Source organism: Maribacter taeanensis (genome assembly GCF_047345145.1).
In the GTDB taxonomy this organism is placed as follows: domain Bacteria; phylum Bacteroidota; class Bacteroidia; order Flavobacteriales; family Flavobacteriaceae; genus Maribacter_C.
Genome location: NZ_JBLFER010000001.1, coordinates 738646 through 758632, shown reverse-complemented (window position 1 = coordinate 758632; position 19987 = coordinate 738646). Strand labels below are relative to the sequence as shown.

Genomic DNA, 19987 nt, shown 5'->3' with positions numbered 1-19987 from the left:
ATTAAACTACTAATTTAGCAAATACAAACCGAATAGAAAATCCGCGAGGATTTTCGTAAGTAGGCTTGCACTAGCAATTAATTTTATACGTTGTTGTACGCCGGCTTCTAGACATTCCAAATCGCAAAATTATAATTATTTTAGCTTTTTTTTCTTGACTGTATTTTGTCAAATTCTTGTTCGTAGTCCTTAAATTCGGTTCCCAAAAGTTTATCCCAAATACGGAAATGAACACCATAATTTCCGTTAAACTTACTATGGTGCATATTGTGATGAGTACTAGAGGTCATAATTTTACCAAAACTTTTGTTCCACCAACTAGGAAAAAATTCATAACCAAGATGAGATTTTATATTGTCTAAAAATCCATAAAGCTGTAGTGCAATTAATGCAGGCAGATAAATAGGGAAAAGCAAGCTAATTGGAATTACCCAAAACGTAAGTATAAAGGCTTCTGCCCAATGAAAGGATAAAGAAGTGAAAGGATTAACATCTATACTTTTATGATGAACCCTATGTACATATTTGTAAATTTTTGGGTGGTGCAACATACGGTGAATCCAATAAAACCAAGTATCATCTATTAATAAAAAAACTAAAAATCCGAAGTATGCAAAAAATCTTGGATACTCCTTAATATCTGTATAAATCTTTGTATAACCTTTTGATTTGAGAAAATAAATAATGAGGACAAATACTGTGCTTACTGAGAGAACAAAGAGACTATTTATTATCTCGGATTTTATCTGTTTACCATTGACTCGTTCTTTAATCTGAATTCGCCAATTTTTAAAACGTTTTTTAAATAGTTTCCAAATGACTAAATAGACTACAATAATTATAACATAGTTCATTAATGATTGCCCAAATACTTGAGGCAGTAGGCTTAAAGTTTCTTTAACTGCTTCCATTTCTTTTAATTAAATGATTGGCAAAGGTCATTTTTATTAAAGAAATACTACTTAACAATTGTTACTTAATTCCTTGTTTCCGAATTCTGCTCAAGCTTTGTGGCTTTATACCTAAAAAAGATGCTATATATTGAAGGGGAACGTTTTGAATAAAGTATGGTTGTTGCTCCATCATTTTTTGATAGCGCTGTTCTGCTGTTAATATAGCTAAATCATTTGCACGAATGGTCGATGATGAAATAGCCTTCTCGAACATTACCAAGCAAAATTGTTTGAAAATTTCGCTCTTGTCAATAAACTTTTTTGTATCGCTAAACGAGATTTTAAATAATTTACAATCCGTAACGCATTCTACATTTTCGGTAGCTTTTGTTTGGTTTATTAGAGATGAAAAAGATGCAATAAATCCATTTGAAGTAGCTAAATAAGTTGTGTGTTCTTCTCCTTGATTGTCAAAATAAAAAAGTCGCATAAATCCGGAAGCAACAAAATATAAATGTTTTGGAATTTTCTCTTGCTCTTCTAATATAGTATTCTTTAAAACAGAAACTTGTTTAAAGTAAGATTGAATTAAGTTGATTTCAATTGTAGAAATTTCCCCTTTTGATGAAATTACTTGAATTAATTGGTCAATATTTTTTTTTACCATTCTGTTTTTCAGCTTGCGTACAACAATAAGCTACGGGAAGTTTTAATTTCCTTTAGCGGTTGATAACGAAGTTAGCTGAAAATTCTTACGATTTCAAGTGCTGGCAAGTAGTTCTTATCCATAATTCATTAACAATATGTTTTGACTTTAAGAAGAACCCTATCTTTATAGCTTTAAAATCATATAAAATGAAATCATCCAACTGGAAAACAGCCAAAGAATACACAGATATCACCTATTCCAAAAGCGACGGGGTTGCCCGTATTGCTTTTAATCGCCCAAATATTCGTAATGCTTTTAGGCCAAAGACGACAAGCGAATTGTATGATGCTTTTTATGATGCACAAGAAGACACTTCTATAGGTGTGATTCTACTCTCTGCTGAAGGACCATCAACGAAAGATGGCGTCTATTCTTTCTGTAGTGGTGGCGACCAAAAGGCTAGGGGAGACCAAGGCTATGTTGGGGAAGATGGCTACCATCGCTTGAATATTTTAGAAGTCCAGCGACTGATACGCTTTATGCCCAAAGTGGTCATCGCAGTAGTACCTGGTTGGGCAGTTGGTGGTGGTCATAGCTTACATGTGGTCTGCGATATGACCTTAGCAAGTAAAGAACATGCCATTTTCAAACAAACCGATGCTGATGTTACCAGTTTTGACGGAGGCTATGGTTCAGCCTATCTAGCCAAAATGGTGGGACAAAAGAAAGCTCGCGAAATCTTTTTCTTAGGTAGAAACTATTCGGCGCAAGAAGCTTATGAAATGGGAATGGTGAATGCAGTTGTTCCCCATGATGAGCTGGAAGCTACAGCATACCAATGGGCGCAAGAAGTATTGGAGAAGTCTCCGACATCCATAAAAATGCTAAAATTTGCTATGAACCTTACCGATGACGGTATGGTGGGGCAGCAAGTATTTGCCGGTGAAGCTACGCGCTTGGCGTATGGTACGGATGAGGCTAAAGAAGGGCGGAATGCCTTTTTAGAAAAACGGAAGCCTGATTTTGGTAAGGATAAGTGGATACCTTAGAGAAGTAGTTAGGGCTTAGTTGATAGTCGTTAGTTCTTACGATTGTCTGATTCTTGGATTATTAGAATTTCGGATTGCTGGATTTTTAAAAAAAACATGGGGATTCCCCTCCTTTTTCAAGGAGGGGTGTCCGATGGCTGGCGGCGTGGTAAAGCGCAAATCTTTAGGCAAGCCACAATCCCGATGTTAAAATATGCCGACCAATGTCTTGACATCTTAAGATCAAGTCTGAGATAGATTCTAGGGCTTGGGTTTTACCACCCCTTTCTTCCATAAATGGAATTCATTCTCCTTCTTGAAAAAGGAGGGTAGCTAAGAGTTTTCTTAAAGCGGTTGGATGAAGTAGGAAGTTAAAGAAAGTATCCAACAGATTCCCGCCTGCGGGAATGACGATAAAACCTATGTAAACTAAAAAGAGCTTAGTCTTTTGGACTAAGCTCTTTTACGAGAACACTATATGAAAATGAAAAAATTTTACTCTTTAATTACACTTCAAACTTAGTGTCCTTCTAGTGTTTTTCTAAATTATTGTTGTGAGTGAGGGTGTTTTTGTGGTGAAAAGCCCAATTTTTGATATGAGGTGGTTTTTCAAGATGTTCTTTGCGGGCATTACATCCTAAAAATGAGCATTTTACAGATCGTATGAATTTTCATTTCGATATTGAGCACCGAGAAGCAAACAGCAAAGCTCTTATTCAATAGCCTCCACAACACCTTTCAAAAAAGTATTGGCGTCAAAGGCATCTCCGCCGGCTAGTCCGGTTCTAACAATGACCAAGTCTTTTGAGGGAATTATAAAAACCCGCTGCCCTTGAAAACCATTTGCAGAATACAAATCTCTTGGCACATCAGGATATTTACCTTCCGCATTCAACCACCAGTGCGCTCCATAGGTTCCTTCGGAGTTTGGGGTTACTTTGGTGATATAAGCAATCCATTCGGGACTAAAGAGCTGTTCTCCGTTCCAATTCCCTTTATTAAGGTGCAGGATTCCGAATTTTGCCCAATCCCGCGTATTTGCCCATCCGTAGGAAGAACCTACGTAATTACCACTCATATCGGTTTCAATGAGCATAGAATGCATTCCGATTTTATCAATTAAAGCAGTATAGGGAAAATCTAAGTATTCTTGATGGGTCTTGAATTGCTTCCGAAGTATACCAGATAGTAGATTGGACGTTCCAGAGGAATAATTCCATAAATTCGGTTCTTTTGAATTGTAATCCGTTTGCACCTGCGATTTGGTCATATCTTCCTCAAGGAAAAGCATTTTGGTGACATCTGAGATGGAGGCGTAGTCTTCATCCCAGGCCAATCCGCTAGACATCCGAAGAAAAGAATCTAAAGGAATAAAATCACGAGGGTCTTTTCCTGTAAGTCCTGTTAAATCAAGCTCTTTGAAAGGCTTGTATTCATGGACGTTAATCTTGTTTTGATATTCCAGAATTCCGTATAACGTTGCCAAAACACTTTTAGTCATCGACCATCCAAGAATAGGAGTTTCCTTTGAAAAGCCTTCTATATAGTCCTCAGCAATAATATGACCTTTATAGGTTACCAAAACCGTTCTTGTTTTCTGCACTTCATAATTCTGGAAAGCCCCGCTGACTGCTGCATTTAATTTCTCGTAATCAATGTTGGCAAAAACGGTATCTAGTTTTCCGTTATTCCCATAGGGGAAGGGCAACTCATTCTCCAATCGGCTGCGATTCGGTTTTAGTAATTTTTGAGTTTTATCGTACTCATCATTGATCAATACACAGCCCAAGCCCTCACGGCAAACGGTCTCTCGGTCCATCAATCCGAAGACTGAAGTAATAACACTCTTTTCATCTGCACTTTCCATCTCCGCCAGCTCTATCAAGTCCATAGCATTATCACTTTCAACAATATCGGAGTACAAGCGGTTTGCAATGAAATTGGTGGACGCTAGATTTTTAGAGGCATAGCCAGAGACAATATTGAGCTTGGGATAATTATAAACAACGAGAATTGTAATGATCAAAAGAAGGGCGAGAAGTATGCGTTTAAGGATTTTCAAGATGGAATTTTATTTAAATTAAAGTACATTTAAGAACGAATATAACTAATTGATTTATGTCTAACATTGGATTAATCATTGAAGAGCGAAGTAGAGATATTGGTGATTTTCTAGTAGGAAGGTTGATTCCTTTTCGGAAAAAACGCATGATAGGTCCTTTTATCTTTATTGATCATATGGGACCAACTACCCTAGGGCCTACTAATTATATGGAGGTTGACCAACACCCGCATATCGGTCTCTCTACATTGACATACCTGCTTGACGGTGAGATAATGCATGAGGATAGCATCGGTACAAAGCAACGCATTCAACCAGGTTCGGTTAACTGGATGGTAGCTGGAAAAGGGGTTTCTCATTCCGAAAGAACGCCTCAAGACCTTAGAAATGGAAAACAGTTTGTTGCTCATGGATATCAAATATGGGTGGCCCTCCCGAAGGAATTAGAAGAAATTGACCCAGAGTTCCATCATATAGCCGCAGATGAACTTCCCAAATGGACGGATGGCACGGCAGAATTCACTCTGGTTGCCGGCGAAGGCTATGGGCGAAAGTCTTCAGTTCCTGTACATTCCCCACTTTTTATGATAGAGGTTAAAAACACAGCTGAATATCATTTAAACACTAAAGATCATTTAAAAGGCGAAATCGGAATTTGCATTGTTGAAGGTGCTATCGAAGCTTGTGGTGAGGTAGTAGAAAAAGGAAATATCTTAGTCTCGAAAGTAGAAGATACTTGCCAGACCATTCTCAAACCGAACTCGCATATTTTACTTTTTGGAGGAGAGCCCTTTGCAGAAGAACGCTATATTCATTGGAATTTTGTTTCTGCGGATAAAGACAAAATAGAAAGGGCAAAAGAGGCGTGGAAAGCTAAAACATTTCCTATGATGGAAAATGATCAAACCTATGTTCCACTGCCTTGAGAGAATAATAGCGAATTTCTGACACCATGGATAAATGGAACAACATATATCGCAGTTTAACCATTATAGGATGTTGTTTTTACATCCTATTATGGTCTTCTTGTCAAACTCCTATTGAGGACAAATATGTTTGGAAAAGTGTTGAAGTAACAGCTACTGCTTATAATTCGGTGACTTGGCAAACCCAGGGGAATCCTATAATTGCAGCTTGGGGCGATTCCTTAAAATCAGATATACCTTCAATTGCCGTATCAAGGAATCTAATTGCTTTAGGACTCAAACATAATACACCGGTAAAAATAGAAGGTTTTGACAGTATTTTTCTAGTAAAAGATAAAATGCACCGACGTTGGCGAAATAGAATTGATATTTATATGGGTAAAGACGTAAAAAAGGCGAAGGCTTGGGGAAGAAAGAAGTTGACAATTCTTTACGGAGTGCCAAAAGATAGTATTCAACTTGAATAGAAAGCCAAATGATTTCGTAATTTTCACAAGGAAATCTATTTCTTCAATGAGACATTTAATTTTAATTTTTGGTATTGTTGTTTTGGCCGCTTGCGCCCCTAAAAAAGGAATAGTAGATAAGCCTATTCTATTTGATGATGAACGCAAAGCGCTGACCCTAGATTATCTGTCCAGTAGATACGGATTACAACAAGAGGAACCGACAATTACTCCCAAGATGATTGTGCTGCATTGGACGGTCATTCCCACCTTTGAAGCATCTTTTGAAACTTTTTATCCCTCTAAATTACCAAGTCGACCAGATATTAAGGCTGCAAGCGCTTTGAATGTCAGTTCTCAATTTATGGTTGATCGCGATGGAACGATTTATCGTTTGCTAACGGAAACTACGATGGCAAGACATGTGATTGGTTTAAACCATTGCGCCATAGGTGTTGAAAATGTAGGTGGTACAGAAGACTTGCCACTAACGGCAGAACAGGTGGAATCTAATATTTGGTTGGTGAATTATCTATCAGACAAATATGACATTGATTATCTCATCGGACATTACGAGTACACACTTTTCGAGGGTCATGAACTTTGGTTGGAAAAAGATGATGGGTATCGAACTGAAAAGACTGATCCAGGAGTGGATTTTATGGAGAAAGTCCGAGAAGCCACAAAAGAGCACGATTTTAAATCTTTACCAGAAATAGAACAGAGAAAATAGAATAGAGAAAATAGACTAAAGATTGGACAATGAAGTTCTTTATTCTTTTCTCTATGTTCTCTTTTCTTAAAACACAATAACAGTTACAAAAACTATGAAGATCAAATTTTTCACCCTCATGCTCCTAGCAGCCTCAATCTCTTTTTCCCAAGAAGCGGATATCACTTCGCAACTTTTTGAGACTTATAGTAATTACAAAGAATCTAGTCTAGACAAGCGCAGAATAAAACATCATCAACTGCAACCCTTATTGGCCAAGCTCGGAGAGAATCCGTTGTTCACGGTAAAAGTTGTTGGGAAATCCATTGAAGGTCGTGATCTATCGCTGGTAAGTATAGGGCAGGGGAAGACCAATGTCTATTTATGGTCTCAAATGCACGGTAATGAACCTACGGCGACACAAGCTATTTTTGATATTTTTAATTTTTTTTCAAGTGCTGATTTCAAGGAGGAAAAACAGGAAATACTGAGTAATCTCACTTTGCATTTTCTACCGATGTTGAATCCCGATGGTGCGGAACGCTTTCAAAGAAGAAATGTTCTCGGAGTAGATATCAATAGGGATGCCTTGCGTTTGCAATCCCCAGAAAGTCAAACTTTAAAACGTGTCCGCGATAGTTTGAATGCTGATTTTGGATTCAATCTTCATGACCAAAGCACCTATTACAATGCAGAGAGAACGGAAAAACCAGCTACGATTTCCTATTTAGCACCTGCCTATAATTACGAAAAGGACATCAATGAGAAACGCGGTAATGCCATGAAAGTGATTGTTTTTATGAATAATATCATTCAAAAATATGCTCCCGGACAAGTAGGTCGCTATAACGATGATTTTGAGCCACGTGCGTTTGGTGATAACATTCAAAAATGGGGAACAAGTACCATTTTAATTGAATCTGGAGGATATTCAAATGATGTGGAAAAACAGGAAATCCGAAAATTAAATTATGTTTCCATTCTTTCTGCAATTTATACAATTGCTAAAGGAAACTATGTAGATACTCCTTTAGAGGATTATGAGAAGATTCCAGAGAATGATCGCAAACTATTCGATTTAAAAATAACGAATGCGACATACGAGATTAATGGAAAGCCTTATATACTTGATGTTGGGATGAATCGCTTGGAAGTTCCTATTGAAGAGAGTACAGATTTTTGGTATAGTAGTCGCGTAATCGATCAAGGGGATTTATCTACGTATTATGGCTACGAAACTTTCGATGCTACTGGTTATACGATAAAAGCAGGGAAAGTCTCTCCCAGAACCTTAGCAACACCCCATGAATTGACTGAAAAGCAAATTATGGAAGACCTACGATCTGGCTTCACCTATGTCCGAGTGAATAATGTACCCATAGAATGGCTGGATTTTAAAATGCCTATACATTTGATTTCCAAAACTTTTGAAACACCAGAGTTTAATTTAGAGGTAGGCATAAACCCCACCTTTCTGTTAGAAAAGGATGGAGTTATGAAGTATGCTGTAATTAATGGTTTTTTAATTGACCTAGATAATGGTTCAGGTTACTTTAAAAATGCAATGCTATTTAGATAGTTTTTATAATCCGAATTGTAATTTCATAGTAATCGTGGCGGTCTTCATTTTTGAAGAGGTATTGAAAGTTCCACCCCACGAAAGATCTTCATTTGAGTTTTGTGCGATAATCTGAAAGATTCCCATTTTGGCGTAGCGTAAATCTCCAATTTCGCTATTGGCGTTCACTGCGATTTGCTCGGCTCGAATACGTGCGTCTTCGGTAGCTGCGGCTACCATTTCTATTTTTAGCTCTGAAAGTTTGGTATAATAATACTGGGGAGAATAAGAATAGAAACTAATACCATCTTTGGCTAGTTCGGTGATCGATCTTGATATTTCTTCAATTCTATCTACTTCGTTAGATTCTATTTTCACGGTTTGATTTAAAATATAGCCTCTAAAGACCTCGTCTTTGAGATTTCCGTTTTCAAAATATGTTTTGTTGAAATCTTTTCGAATATCAACAGCAGTAAAAACAATCTGTTCATTTTTGACTCCTTTTGCTAAAAGATATTTCCTAACGATTCCTTTCTCAGTATTGAGCAATAATGAAGCCTGTTCAAGGGTAAATCCCTTTATTTCAAAATTACCGGACCAAATCACCAGGTCTGATTTAAAATCTTTTTTGCCCAAACCTGTAACATTAATCATATCGTTTGATTTGTTTCGATTTTTAAAGGCATTCGTAAGCATGATTACGGAAAGCAGTGCCGTAACACACAATAGTATTGTAGTTAAGTGTTTTTTCATCTCTAATATTTTTATTCAAAATTTGACATAAAAAGATACCCCGATATTGCTACCGGGGTATATATTAAAAGTTGAAACTTGTACTTACGTGATCTATGTTATTCAACATAAATACTAGAAGTGATGCTACAGTAACTACAATACCTGAAAATAAACATACTACTGCATATTTATAGGTATTTGATAAAGTTCCTACTGGACTCTCTTGAATAATGTTTTTAATCGTTTTCATAATTTCTAAAGTTTTAGTTGAACTTGTTTACAAGACAAAGTTACTTTAGAAACTCAGGGTAAAACTCACTATCAAAAGTGAAATTGCTACCCCTGAAAACAGGGTATTCTTAGTTTAATACCCGAAACGAATATTCACATATGGTCCGTAAATAATAAGCGTTACAGACATTATAAGAAGTAAAGTGACGATTGTAGAAAATAAAAGAATTGCCGTCGCCTGAATCCATTTTGGCATTCCGTTCAGAGAACTGTTTTGAATAAGATTGTTGATTACACCCATGATTTGTGTTCTTTACGCCTGTCTCACGACAAGCAGGATTATACAATTTCATAGTCTTAGGTGTAGGCGGCAAATGAGTTGGGACTCTGTAAAGAAACAATTATCAGGTGAAACACCCGACCATTTATTGTAACAATTGGATGAACTGCATAAAAAAAGGGAGAAACGGTATGTTTCTCCCTTGAAATGATTCTTTTTTACGTCTATTCGCAGCCTCCGGTGAACCCAGTTGCATCAAATTTTGTTTGTACAGCACCTTGCTTACTACCGTCAGTAACTTGGATGGCAAGATTATTTTCGCCACTTCCATCGCGTTTAGGGCTACAGTACTCGAAAAGATAGAAACTATTTGCTCTTTCTGAAACACGCCGTGAAATATCACTAAATGTATCTTCCAGTTCTTCTTTGTTTGCTGCAAAAACACTGAAGGTTTTTCCAATATCAGTTAGCACTTGCGTATCTATTTCTCCCCCTAGTCCAATTGTAAAAAATGAAATATTCGAATCCGCTTCATCGACTTTCTGTTGTGCGGCAGCCCTTGTAAATCGAGATGCTTGGTCGGTACCATCAGTAAAAATTACTATTGAAGCAGCTCCAATTTTATCTCCTTGAGTACTTGCTGCCAATAGCTCAGTAGCCTTATCAGTTGACTTGATTACGGCTCCGTACAAATCAGTTGAAGGATCATTGCTTATATCAGTAGTAATTCCGTCAATAGCAGTTTTAAGTTCATCTTTTGAAGATGACAAATCATTTAACAAGTGCAATTCATTTTCTCCATCAAACCAGTATATCGCCATTTGAACAGATGCTATCTCTGTACTAGGCATTACATTATCAACAAAACTAGAGCTTGCAAGCTTTAGTTCGTCTAAACTGCTGCTTAATACACTATTACTCAAATCGAGTACTAAAAGGGTATTTGTACTAAAAACTTGAGAATTAGAAGAGATTCGGGCTTGTGATTCCGAAGTTGAGATGGTATTAAAACAGTCATCGTTCCTTCCCTGCTCATAAATGGTAAATTTATCTGCGGTGAGACCCGCAACGGGACTTCCGTCTGCATCAGAAACTCTAAAAAGTATAGATACCTTGCCGGGTAGGGTGGTGAACTGTTCTTGAATGGAAAGTATTAAATCATTTTCTCCAAGGTTAAGGCACTCGTCTACTTCTTTTCCTTTTCCTAGTCCTTCTCCTGTATTCAATCTAAAGTTAACATCATCATCAGCATTTCCGCAGGAAACAACAAAAGCTATAGTGAAAAGCAGGACAAATAATTTGGTGAATGGTTTCATTTTCTAAATTTTGGGTTCACCTCTCAGAACGGACAAAATCCATTTAAATTATGGTTGCTTTCAAAAGAATACTGTTAAAGATTGTTAAAGAAGGGAGCAATTCTTTCTATAATTTAACTGTTCGACTAATTTAAAGGCCTAATTATACGATTATGAAAGTCAGTTTTTTAGTAGTAGTGTTTTTTCTGCATCACTTCGGGGCCAACGCACAAAACAAAACCATTGCAGAGCGTTTAGGTTATGATTCAAATGCGAAGCTTTTGATTATTCATGCCGATGATTTGGGTGTTTCACATTCTGAGAATATGGCTAGTATTAAAGGCTTGGAAAAAACTCCGGTAAACTCCGCCAGTATTATGGTTCCATGTCCGTGGTTTCCTGAAATCGCAAAGTATGCTAGAGAAAATCAAACTGCCGATTTAGGTTTACACCTGACATTGAATAGTGAATGGATTTATTACAAATGGGGACCAGTAACGGCTCAGGACTCTGTTTCAACCTTAATCAACGAAAATGGTTATTTCTACCCTCAAATTCAAGATGTAGTTCAAAACGCAAAACCCGAACACGTTGCTCTAGAACTCCGAAATCAAATTAAGAAAGCCTATAAATTTGGTATTGATGTCACACACTTAGATGCCCATATGGGAACCGCTGGCAGTACACTGGAATTTTTAGAGGCCTATATCAAATTGGGAAAAGAGTTTGAACTCCCCGTGTTGCTGGACAAAAACATGGCATTTCTTAAAAATGAAAAAATACAAGTTCTATTAGATGATACGGTTGTAATCAATGATCACATATTTACTGCAGGGCCCGCGGACTATGATTCGGGCATGGCAAATTACTATACCAAAGTTTTGCAAAACCTTGAACCCGGTTTAAATAGTATATTGATTCACTTGGCTTATGACGATGCTGAAATGAAAGCGATGACCGTAGAGCATGATTATTGGCATTCCCCGTGGCGACAAGCAGATGTAGACTTTTTTAGCAGTCCGGAGTGTGCTACGCTATTAAAAGAAAATAATATTACTTTGGTAACTTGGCGCGAATTACGTGATAAAATAGTTAGAAATAATTAGGTTTTCGGATGGATAACAATATTGCTATTCTCATATTAGCAGCAGGAGAATCTTCCCGTATGGAAGAGCAAATAAAACAAATACTTCCCTGGAATGACACCAATTTACTAGGCCATGCGCTTCAACAAGCGAAAGGTAGCATAGCGAAATCTGTTTTTACTGTCTTAGGTGCCTACGAAGAAATTATTAAGGCAGAAGTAGATTTCGATGCGAATTCAATTATTCAAAATCCAAATTGGCAAAATGGCATGGGTAGCTCCATAGCAGCTGGAATGGATTACTTTGCATCGAAAGCATTGGACTACGATGCTGTGCTAATAATGCTAGCAGACCAGCCACGAATAGATACCAATTACCTGAATAAAATGATAGGGAATTGGAAAGGCAATCCTTCTAAGATTATAACCACACAATATGAGCATCGGTCTGGAGTACCTGCTATTTTTGGAAAAGAACATTTTCAGAAACTTCAAAAGCTTAAAAAAGATTTTGGTGCCAAAGACATCATAGCATCCCAAGAAGATCTTATTTTAGCGTTAAATCCCGAAGGAAAAGAAATTGATATCGATAGTTGGGAAGGATATCAGGAAATATTAAATCAAAAAACCAAGTAAAACCTATAAACTTATGTTTACCAATAAATTACCGATAATTTTATTTCTTTTTTTTGTTAGTTCCGTTTCGGCACAAGAAATGAGTTTTGAGAATTATAATCCGAAATCTACTTTGGTAGTTGAGGGCGAAGAAATTACTAGGGCAAAATTTCCATTTATAGATGTTCATAGTCACCAAAGAAATATGGATGCAACGGCGTTAGCGGGGCTTATTAACGATATGGAGATACTCAATGAGGGTATCATGGTCAATCTTAGTGGGGGTTCGGGTGAAAGTTTAAATGCAAAAATACAAAGCATTCAAAAAAACTATCCAAATCGATTTGTTGTTTTTGCAAATGTTGATTTTGATGGGGTAGGACAAGAAGGGTGGGGTGCCAAAGCTGCTGCCCAGTTAGAAAAAGATATCAAAGCCGGTGCTAAAGGCTTGAAAATCTATAAAAGCTTAGGGCTTCGTTATAAGGATTCAAATGGGAATCGGGTTGCAATTGATGATCCGAGATTAGACCCGATTTGGGCAAAATGTGGGGAATTAGGGGTTCCGGTTTTAATACATGCTGCCGATCCGAAGTCCTTTTGGGATCCGATGGATGCAGATAATGAGCGTTGGTTAGAACTAAAAACGCGTCCCAGAAGAAAACGTTCCGCTACAGATCCTGCCCCTTGGGAACAAATTATTGAAGAGCAACATAACATGTTTAAGAAACACCCGAATACAAACTTCGTTAATGCCCACATGGGATGGTATGCGAATAATTTAGGAAAATTAGGGGAGTTGTTAGATGAAATTCCGAATATGAATGTCGGCATAGCTGCTGTTATTGCTGAGTTGGGGAGACAACCTAGAAATGCCAAAGCCTTTTTTGAAAAATATCAAGATCGCATTCTTTTCGGAAAAGATAGCTGGAAGCCCGAGGAGTTTCCAACCTATTTCAGAGTCTTAGAATCAGATGATGAGTACTTTCCGTACTACAAAAAATACCATGCTTTTTGGGCTATGTACGGATTAGATTTGTCTGATGAAGTATTAAAGAAAGTCTACTATAAAAATGCACTACGACTTATTCCCGGACTCGATAAGAGTCTATTTCCAGCGGAATAAATCCTCTAAGTATTAGAAAAATCTTAACGCACATAATTTGTGAATCGCCGCAAAAGGTTAGAAATTTAGGGTAACCCTAATTTCTTGTAACCATGTGTGATAAACATCATTGTTTTATTATTCCTCCTCATGTTTTAGAGGCCCTTGCGAAACGCGGAAATACTTCCTGCAAAAAAACCCTCAACGATACGCATAGAATTCTCCAGAAACGGAATACCGTTCTAAATAATCTGCTAATTCGAGATTTTGAAGAAGGTGACGGAGATCGATTTATTTATGATAGTCAAAATAAGACAGAACAACGTGTGCAATTGGTTCGAAAAGAAGGAGAAGATGTCTCTGATGACGAATCTGTCGATAAGGCTTATGAAACTTCAGGTTTTGTGCGTGATTATTTCAAGGATACCTTTGGATTAAATTCTATTGATGATAATGGTTTGGATATTATTTCCAATGTCCACTATGGCAAAGAGTACAACAATGCTTTCTGGGATGGTGATGAAATGACCTACGGCGATGGAGATGGCAAAGAGTTTAAAGATTTCGCAAGTGCGATTGATGTAGTTGCTCATGAGTTAGCACACGGAATCACCCAATTTTTGGCAAATCTGGAATATCGGAGTCAATCAGGAGCCCTAAACGAGCATTTTTCCGATGTATTCGGCACCATTATTAAGCAGAAGTATTTGAAACAAGATATTTCTGAAGCGGATTGGCTAATTGGAGACACTGTAGTTACGGAAGAATTCCCGGGAGTGGCTATTCGGTCTATGAAAGCCCCAGGGACCGCAAATGATTTTGATTCTCAGCCAGATCATATGGATAACTATTATTCGGGTAATGCTGATAATCAGGGTGTGCATATTAATTCCGGGATTCCCAATAAGGCCTTCTATTTATCTTGCTTAGAAATCGGATTGGATGAAAGTGCTTTAATCTGGTTTGAGACTTTGAAAGCACTTTGGCGTACGGCGGATTTTGATGATATGTTAGATGTAATTCTTCGTGTTACCGAGAATCTCCAGAAAGAGAATAAAGTTTGTAATACGGCACTAGAAGCAATAGAAAATGGCTTTTCTGCGGTTGGAATTACTAAAGTTGTGGCATGAGTATAAAAGCATTTGAAGATGAAGTACGAGATATTCATAAATGGTGGCTTTGCTAATATTCCGAAACAGTACAAGGGAGAGATAATCCTTCCGAATAGGGAAAAGAAAAAGCTACTTGAAATTCTTTCCCAAAAGCAAGAACCATCTCAAGAAATCCATGATGGTTTCATCTATCATGTGAAAATTATTGACGGAAATTCTGAAGTAAAGTCCGTCTATGATGAGCATAACTTACCGCTTTCCGTAAGTGATTTTATAAATAAAGCTCTTTCTAAAAAGGGCAAGTAAAGCCACTGAATTCATTCTATTCCTATCTATTTTCAAAAAAGTTTGTGATAAATTCAAGTTTGGGTATACTAATACCACAAACCAATTCACCATAAATGCAGAAAGAGCAAAAATTTGTTCGCGTCATAAAGGAGCATGAGGGCGTCATCTTTAAGATAACCACAATGTATACTGATAATCGTGATGATCAAAAAGATCTGTATCAAGATGTGGTTTATCAATTATGGAAGTCTTTTGATTCCTTCAGGGCAGAATCAAAAATCAGCACATGGATGTATCGCATTGCATTAAACACAGCGCTGACAAGACTTAAGAAACGCAAACGAATGGAAAATACGGTTTCTATCGACCGAGTTGTTGTGGAACAGATTGAGAACTACGATCCTGAATTTGAGGAAAGGTTAAAAGTATTATATGCCCATATTAAACAGCTGAATGTTATAGAAAAAGGATTGATGCTATTACTGTTGGAAGGGAAAAAGTATGATGAAATTGCCGAGATAACTGGACTTTCACCTAGTAACGTAGGAACCAAAATTTCTCGTGTCAAACAAAAACTAACAAAACAAATTATTAAAAATTAAGACTATGGAAATAGAAGAAATGCAAGCGCTATGGTCTGAAATGAGTGACCAATTAGAACATCAAAAGAAATTAACAGATAAAATTATCATAGATATGACACAAGAACGATACTCAAATAAATTTAGAACACTTTCAAACTATGAAAAAGTTGGGGCAGTGATCTGCGTTGGAATAGGGCTTTACATTTTGGTGAATTTTGGAAAGCTAGACACCTGGTATTTACAGGCCTGTGGAGTTTTTACTTTGGCAGTTCTTTTCATTCTTCCAGTATTGGTTCTAAATGCATTGAAAAAAATAAGAAACTTGAATATTACTAATAAGAATTACAAAGAAACCCTACTAAATTATGAACAGGCTAAACAGAACCTTTTAAAACTTCAGAAAACGGGCATTTTTCTTAGTTTTATTCTAATGTTTGCGGTCTCTGGAGTATTTGCCAAAGTATGGTCTAACAAAGATTTCTTTATGATTGAAAGAAACTTCTGGGCAAACTTTTCTATTGTTTTTGCAGTACTCTTTGCGGTTGCTTGCTCATATTGGGGCTATCGCGCTTATAATCGTGTTACAAGTTCTGCTGAAAATATATTAAAGGAACTTGAATAGCCTATTCCCATTTAAAATTTAGTAATTTGTAGAAAACCATAGCAGTATGAATTCTTCTGGATATTCAAGTACTCCTTTAGCAAAGAAATTAGGGATTAAAGAAGGTAATACTGTTTTGTTAGTTAATGAACCTAGTCACTATATCTTACTTTTTGAAGATATGCCTGAGGTTGATTATGTCGATAATCCATCAAAGGAATCTCTTGATTTTATTCATCTTTTCTGCAAAACTAAAACTGCTTTTGAAAAACTAGCGTTGGAATTAAAACCAGTCCTTAAGATGACAGGAATGCTCTGGGTAAGCTGGCCTAAAGGAAGTTCAAAAATAGAAACGGATCTTAACCGTGATTATATTCGGGAATATCTTCTAGATAATGGTTTAGTTGATGTCAAAGTATGCGCAGTTGATCAAGACTGGAGTGGCTTAAAATTTATGTATCGTATAAAAGACAGGAAGTAAGTTGTTTTGAAAAGGATACTTAGAAATTCGTATTTTTAAGAATCCAACTGTTTAACCAACCACAATGTACTTATCCAAACTATCTCTGTCTGCTATTGCTTTTCTTATAGTGTCCTCTTGTAAGTTGGCTCCTGAAAAAAGTGAAATCTTTGCAGAGGGTCTCTCCGAACCTGTTGAGATACTGAGAGATCGGTGGGGTGTCAACCATATTTACGCCAAAAATCAAAAAGATTTGTTTTTTGCGCAAGGTTATGCCGCCGCTAAAGACCGGCTCTTTCAGTTTGAAATATGGCGTAGACAAGCTACAGGAACGGTTGCCGAAATTCTTGGTCCTGATGAGCTGAAACGCGATATAGGTACACGTTTGTTCCAATTTCGAGGAGATTTAGAGGAGGAATTAAATCATTACCATCCGCAGGGCTCGGAAATTATCAATGCCTATACCGATGGTGTAAATGCATATATCGAAGAAATTCTTAAAACCCCTGAAAAACTTCCCATAGAATTTAAAATACTTGATATATATCCAGGAAAATGGACGCCTGATGTAGTGATTTCAAGGCATCAAGGCCTTAAAGGGAATGTGAATCGCGAATTACAATATGGAATGGCCGTGGCCAAAATCGGGGAGGAGAAGGTAAAAGAATTGATGTGGTTTCATCCGAATGATCCTATTATTTCTCTAGATCCTAAGATTGATGGAAGTTTGCTGTCCGAAAAAATACTAGAACTTCATAAAGCCTATGCCAGTGGAGTTCAGTTTGAAGAACAAGACATCGACAAAGACTATTTAGATGATGGAAGCAATAATTGGGCGATAACAGGTTCGAAAGCAGAAAATGGATTTCCTCTGTTAGCAAACGATCCACATCGCAGAGTTGCTTTACCTTCCCTGCGTTACATGGTGCACTTAGTTGCCCCAGGTTGGAATGTTATTGGAGGTGGTGAACCTGAAATTCCTGGTGTTTCTATAGGACATAACGAATATGGAGCATGGGGACTTACCATTTTCAGAACTGATGGGGAAGATTTGTATGTGTATGATCTAAATCCAGAGAACTTATCAGAATACAAATACAAAGATGAGTGGGTAGCAATGCAGGAGATTCAAGATGAGATTGCCGTAAAAGGCCAAGGAAATGTGGAGACTACTTTGAGATATTCTGTTCATGGCCCAGTAACATATATCGATTCGGTAAATTACAAAGGGTACGCCGTTAAATCCGCTTGGCTTGAAAAAGGGGGAGCTCCTTATTTGGCTTCCCTTCGGATGGATCAGTCACAAACTTGGGAAGAGTTTAAAGATGCCTGTACCTATAGTAACATTCCTGCAGAGAATATGGTTTGGGCCGATAAAGAGGGAAATATTGGCTGGCAGGCGGTTGGTATCACTCCCATCCGCAAAAATCATAGTGGTATAGTTCCTGTCCCCGGAGACGGTAGTTATGATTGGGAAGGATACTTACCCATCGAAGAACGCCCGAATAGTTACAATCCAGAAAAAGGCTATTTGGCGACAGCGAATCAAAATGTAACATCTCCAGATTACAAACACCAAAAGACTTTGAATTATGTGTGGTCTGATTCGTATCGTGGTAAGCGCATCGATGAAGTATTATCCGAAGACAAAACCTTTACTATGAGGGACATGGAAAAGCTTCAATCAGATTATTTATCCATGCCAGGAAGGTTATTAGTGCCCATGCTTCAGGAAATAAAAATGACCTCAGAGAAAGGGGAGAAGGCAAAAAATAAACTATTACAATGGAATTATGTTTTGGATGGAAGTTCGGTTGAAGCGGCAATTTATGCCATGTGGGAACGCATAATCCGTCAGGAAGCTGAAGCAGCCTTCATTCCGAGTGAAGTGGAAGCCTTAATTTCCATTCAAATGGAGAAAATAGTTACTTGGTTACAATCAGAGGGAGGCACTTTTGGACCAAATTTTAAAAAGCTGAATAAAAGAGAATTTCTGCAGAAAACCTTTGAACTCACTGTGAATGAGCTCAACGAAAAACTAGGAGACGATATGACGAAATGGCAATACGGACAAGCAAGTTTCAAGCATTCGACCATGAAAAATGCTTTATCACAATTTGTGAATGATAGCATAAGAGCGAAAATTGATTTAGGAACACTACCGAGAGGTGGGAACAGTTTTACACCTAATTCTACAGGAAATAATGATAACCAAATAAGCGGTGGAAGCTTTAAGTTTATAACTGATTTAAGTGATTGGGACAAAGCCTTAATGATAAATTCCCCTGGACAATCAGGAAACCCGGATAGCAAATATTATAGTAATTTGTTTGAGCTTTGGGCAAAAAATGAATATTTTCCTTCATATTATTCCAGAGAAAAAATAGAAAAGGTTACCGATAAGACAACTATGTTGCAACCAAAATAAACTTAAAAGCCCCATATTGAATACTAGAACCAATCACCTCCTTCAGATTGTCATCATTTATATAATTATAGCCCTAGGTGGTTTGATTACCTGGAAGTATATTCCTATTGATAGCCAGATATTTGTTTTCATGGCCGCTGATTTTGTGATGACTGTTATTTGCTTTATCTACTCTGTAATCAAGAGAAATAGTTCGGTTTATGATGCTTTCTGGAGCGTAATTCCATTTTACTTTGTTTTACTTTTATGTTATATAAATTTTGAAAACCTCAATCTCTTTCATTATTTAACGCTTATGACAGTAAGTATCTGGTCATGGCGTTTGACCTTAAATTGGGCAAGATCATGGGCAGGCTTTTCTCAAGAAGATTGGCGCTATGTTGACCTCGCTGAACAGACTGGTAAATTTTATCCATTTGTTAACTTTTTTGGAATTCATCTTTTCCCAACAGCCATGGTTTTTGCAGGTATGTGGCCTTTGTTCAGTTTGTTTTCTAGCGACATGCAAATTTCCTGGTTATTTTTTATCGGAATGTTTATTAGTCTCTCAGGTACTACCTTGGAGTATATTGCCGATAACCAATTGGCTAAGTTTCGTAAAAGAGTAAACCCTAAGCCTGAAGATCTTTTAGATACTGGAATATGGGGGAAATCTAGAAATCCGAATTATTTAGGCGAAATTCTATTTTGGTTTGGAATATTTTTAATGGGCTATGCATTTGACACTGAAATAATTAGCATTGTCGGTTCAATAGTAATGCTATGTTTGTTTGTTGTAATATCAATCCCATTAAAAGAAGATCGAATGATCATTCGAAAATCTGGATATCGAGAGTATAGAAAACGTGTACCCAAGTTGATTCCGAAATTTTGGTAGCATTCAAAATGCAAGTTTTTG

General features: G+C 37.2%; 22 protein-coding genes. 15 read left to right on the top strand and 7 right to left on the bottom strand.

Features of this window, described 5'->3' with window-relative positions:
- Positions 1–140: 140 nt before the first annotated feature.
- Entirely contained in the window at positions 141–911 is a 771-nt protein-coding gene (locus tag ACKWCD_RS03280; RefSeq protein ID WP_413982502.1) for a sterol desaturase family protein, read from the bottom strand.
- A 61-nt stretch (positions 912–972) separates the two neighbouring features.
- Positions 973–1560: a Crp/Fnr family transcriptional regulator gene (locus ACKWCD_RS03275; protein WP_413982501.1), complete on the bottom strand. Its 588-nt coding sequence runs from the start codon at positions 1558–1560 to the stop codon at positions 973–975.
- A 188-nt stretch (positions 1561–1748) separates the two neighbouring features.
- Between ACKWCD_RS03275 and ACKWCD_RS03270 the strand changes: the two genes are divergently transcribed.
- The gene (locus tag ACKWCD_RS03270; RefSeq protein WP_413982500.1) at positions 1749–2591 is read left to right on the top strand and encodes a 1,4-dihydroxy-2-naphthoyl-CoA synthase; all 843 of its coding nucleotides are present in this window, start codon (positions 1749–1751) and stop codon (positions 2589–2591) included.
- Positions 2592–3282: 691 nt separating this feature from the next.
- Here the strand turns inward: ACKWCD_RS03270 and ACKWCD_RS03265 are convergent.
- Positions 3283–4632, bottom strand: a complete 1350-nt coding sequence (locus ACKWCD_RS03265; protein WP_413982499.1) for a serine hydrolase domain-containing protein — start codon at positions 4630–4632, stop codon at positions 3283–3285.
- Positions 4633–4688: 56 nt separating this feature from the next.
- Here ACKWCD_RS03265 and ACKWCD_RS03260 point away from each other — a divergent pair, with 56 nt between their 5' ends.
- The 4 genes from ACKWCD_RS03260 (at position 4689) to ACKWCD_RS03245 (ending at position 8295) form a co-directional block, all read left to right on the top strand.
- Positions 4689–5558 carry a pirin family protein gene (locus ACKWCD_RS03260; RefSeq protein WP_413982498.1) on the top strand — a complete coding sequence of 290 codons (870 nt, stop codon included), beginning with the start codon at positions 4689–4691 and terminating at the stop codon, positions 5556–5558.
- A 26-nt stretch (positions 5559–5584) separates the two neighbouring features.
- On the top strand, positions 5585–6025 hold the full coding sequence (locus ACKWCD_RS03255) for a 3D domain-containing protein (RefSeq protein ID WP_413982497.1): 441 nt from the start codon (positions 5585–5587) through the stop codon (positions 6023–6025).
- Between the two features lie 46 nt (positions 6026–6071).
- Positions 6072–6737 (top strand): N-acetylmuramoyl-L-alanine amidase, encoded by a 666-nt coding sequence (locus tag ACKWCD_RS03250; protein ID WP_413982496.1) that lies wholly within the window; start codon positions 6072–6074, stop codon positions 6735–6737.
- Positions 6738–6855: 118 nt separating this feature from the next.
- Positions 6856–8295: a M14 family metallopeptidase gene (locus ACKWCD_RS03245; protein WP_413982495.1), complete on the top strand. Its 1440-nt coding sequence runs from the start codon at positions 6856–6858 to the stop codon at positions 8293–8295.
- 3 nt (positions 8296–8298) lie between these two features.
- On the opposite strand, the gene ACKWCD_RS03240 is transcribed toward ACKWCD_RS03245, so the two are convergent.
- The 4 genes from ACKWCD_RS03240 to ACKWCD_RS03225 form a co-directional block, all read right to left on the bottom strand.
- A complete protein-coding gene (locus ACKWCD_RS03240) occupies positions 8299–9027 on the bottom strand; it encodes an SIMPL domain-containing protein (protein ID WP_413982494.1) in 729 nt (242 codons plus the stop codon).
- A gap of 64 nt (positions 9028–9091) precedes the next feature.
- Complete coding sequence (locus ACKWCD_RS03235) at positions 9092–9259, bottom strand: hypothetical protein (RefSeq protein ID WP_413982493.1); 168 nt, start codon at positions 9257–9259, stop codon at positions 9092–9094.
- A 114-nt stretch (positions 9260–9373) separates the two neighbouring features.
- The gene (locus ACKWCD_RS03230) at positions 9374–9541 is read right to left on the bottom strand and encodes a hypothetical protein (protein ID WP_413982492.1); all 168 of its coding nucleotides are present in this window, start codon (positions 9539–9541) and stop codon (positions 9374–9376) included.
- Between the two features lie 203 nt (positions 9542–9744).
- Positions 9745–10836, bottom strand: a complete 1092-nt coding sequence (locus ACKWCD_RS03225; RefSeq protein ID WP_413982491.1) for a vWA domain-containing protein — start codon at positions 10834–10836, stop codon at positions 9745–9747.
- A gap of 152 nt (positions 10837–10988) precedes the next feature.
- On the opposite strand from ACKWCD_RS03225, the gene ACKWCD_RS03220 reads away from it, so the two are divergent.
- The 10 genes from ACKWCD_RS03220 (at position 10989) to ACKWCD_RS03175 (ending at position 19966) form a co-directional block, all read left to right on the top strand.
- Positions 10989–11921, top strand: coding sequence for a polysaccharide deacetylase family protein (locus ACKWCD_RS03220; RefSeq protein ID WP_413982490.1), 933 nt, complete (start codon positions 10989–10991; stop codon positions 11919–11921).
- 8 nt (positions 11922–11929) lie between these two features.
- The gene (locus ACKWCD_RS03215) at positions 11930–12535 is read left to right on the top strand and encodes a nucleotidyltransferase family protein (RefSeq protein WP_413982489.1); all 606 of its coding nucleotides are present in this window, start codon (positions 11930–11932) and stop codon (positions 12533–12535) included.
- Positions 12536–12548: 13 nt separating this feature from the next.
- Positions 12549–13637, top strand: coding sequence for an amidohydrolase family protein (locus tag ACKWCD_RS03210; protein WP_413982488.1), 1089 nt, complete (start codon positions 12549–12551; stop codon positions 13635–13637).
- Between the two features lie 92 nt (positions 13638–13729).
- Entirely contained in the window at positions 13730–14746 is a 1017-nt protein-coding gene (locus ACKWCD_RS03205; RefSeq protein ID WP_413982487.1) for a M4 family metallopeptidase, read from the top strand.
- 18 nt (positions 14747–14764) lie between these two features.
- Positions 14765–15034: a hypothetical protein gene (locus tag ACKWCD_RS03200; protein WP_413982486.1), complete on the top strand. Its 270-nt coding sequence runs from the start codon at positions 14765–14767 to the stop codon at positions 15032–15034.
- Between the two features lie 95 nt (positions 15035–15129).
- Positions 15130–15618, top strand: a complete 489-nt coding sequence (locus ACKWCD_RS03195) for an RNA polymerase sigma factor (RefSeq protein WP_413982485.1) — start codon at positions 15130–15132, stop codon at positions 15616–15618.
- Positions 15619–15622: 4 nt separating this feature from the next.
- Entirely contained in the window at positions 15623–16222 is a 600-nt protein-coding gene (locus ACKWCD_RS03190; protein WP_413982484.1) for a hypothetical protein, read from the top strand.
- Between the two features lie 46 nt (positions 16223–16268).
- Entirely contained in the window at positions 16269–16682 is a 414-nt protein-coding gene (locus ACKWCD_RS03185; protein ID WP_413982483.1) for a DUF3052 domain-containing protein, read from the top strand.
- Positions 16683–16746: 64 nt separating this feature from the next.
- Positions 16747–19089 (top strand): penicillin acylase family protein, encoded by a 2343-nt coding sequence (locus tag ACKWCD_RS03180; protein ID WP_413982482.1) that lies wholly within the window; start codon positions 16747–16749, stop codon positions 19087–19089.
- Positions 19090–19105: 16 nt separating this feature from the next.
- Complete coding sequence (locus ACKWCD_RS03175; RefSeq protein WP_413982481.1) at positions 19106–19966, top strand: DUF1295 domain-containing protein; 861 nt, start codon at positions 19106–19108, stop codon at positions 19964–19966.
- Positions 19967–19987 lie beyond the last annotated feature (21 nt).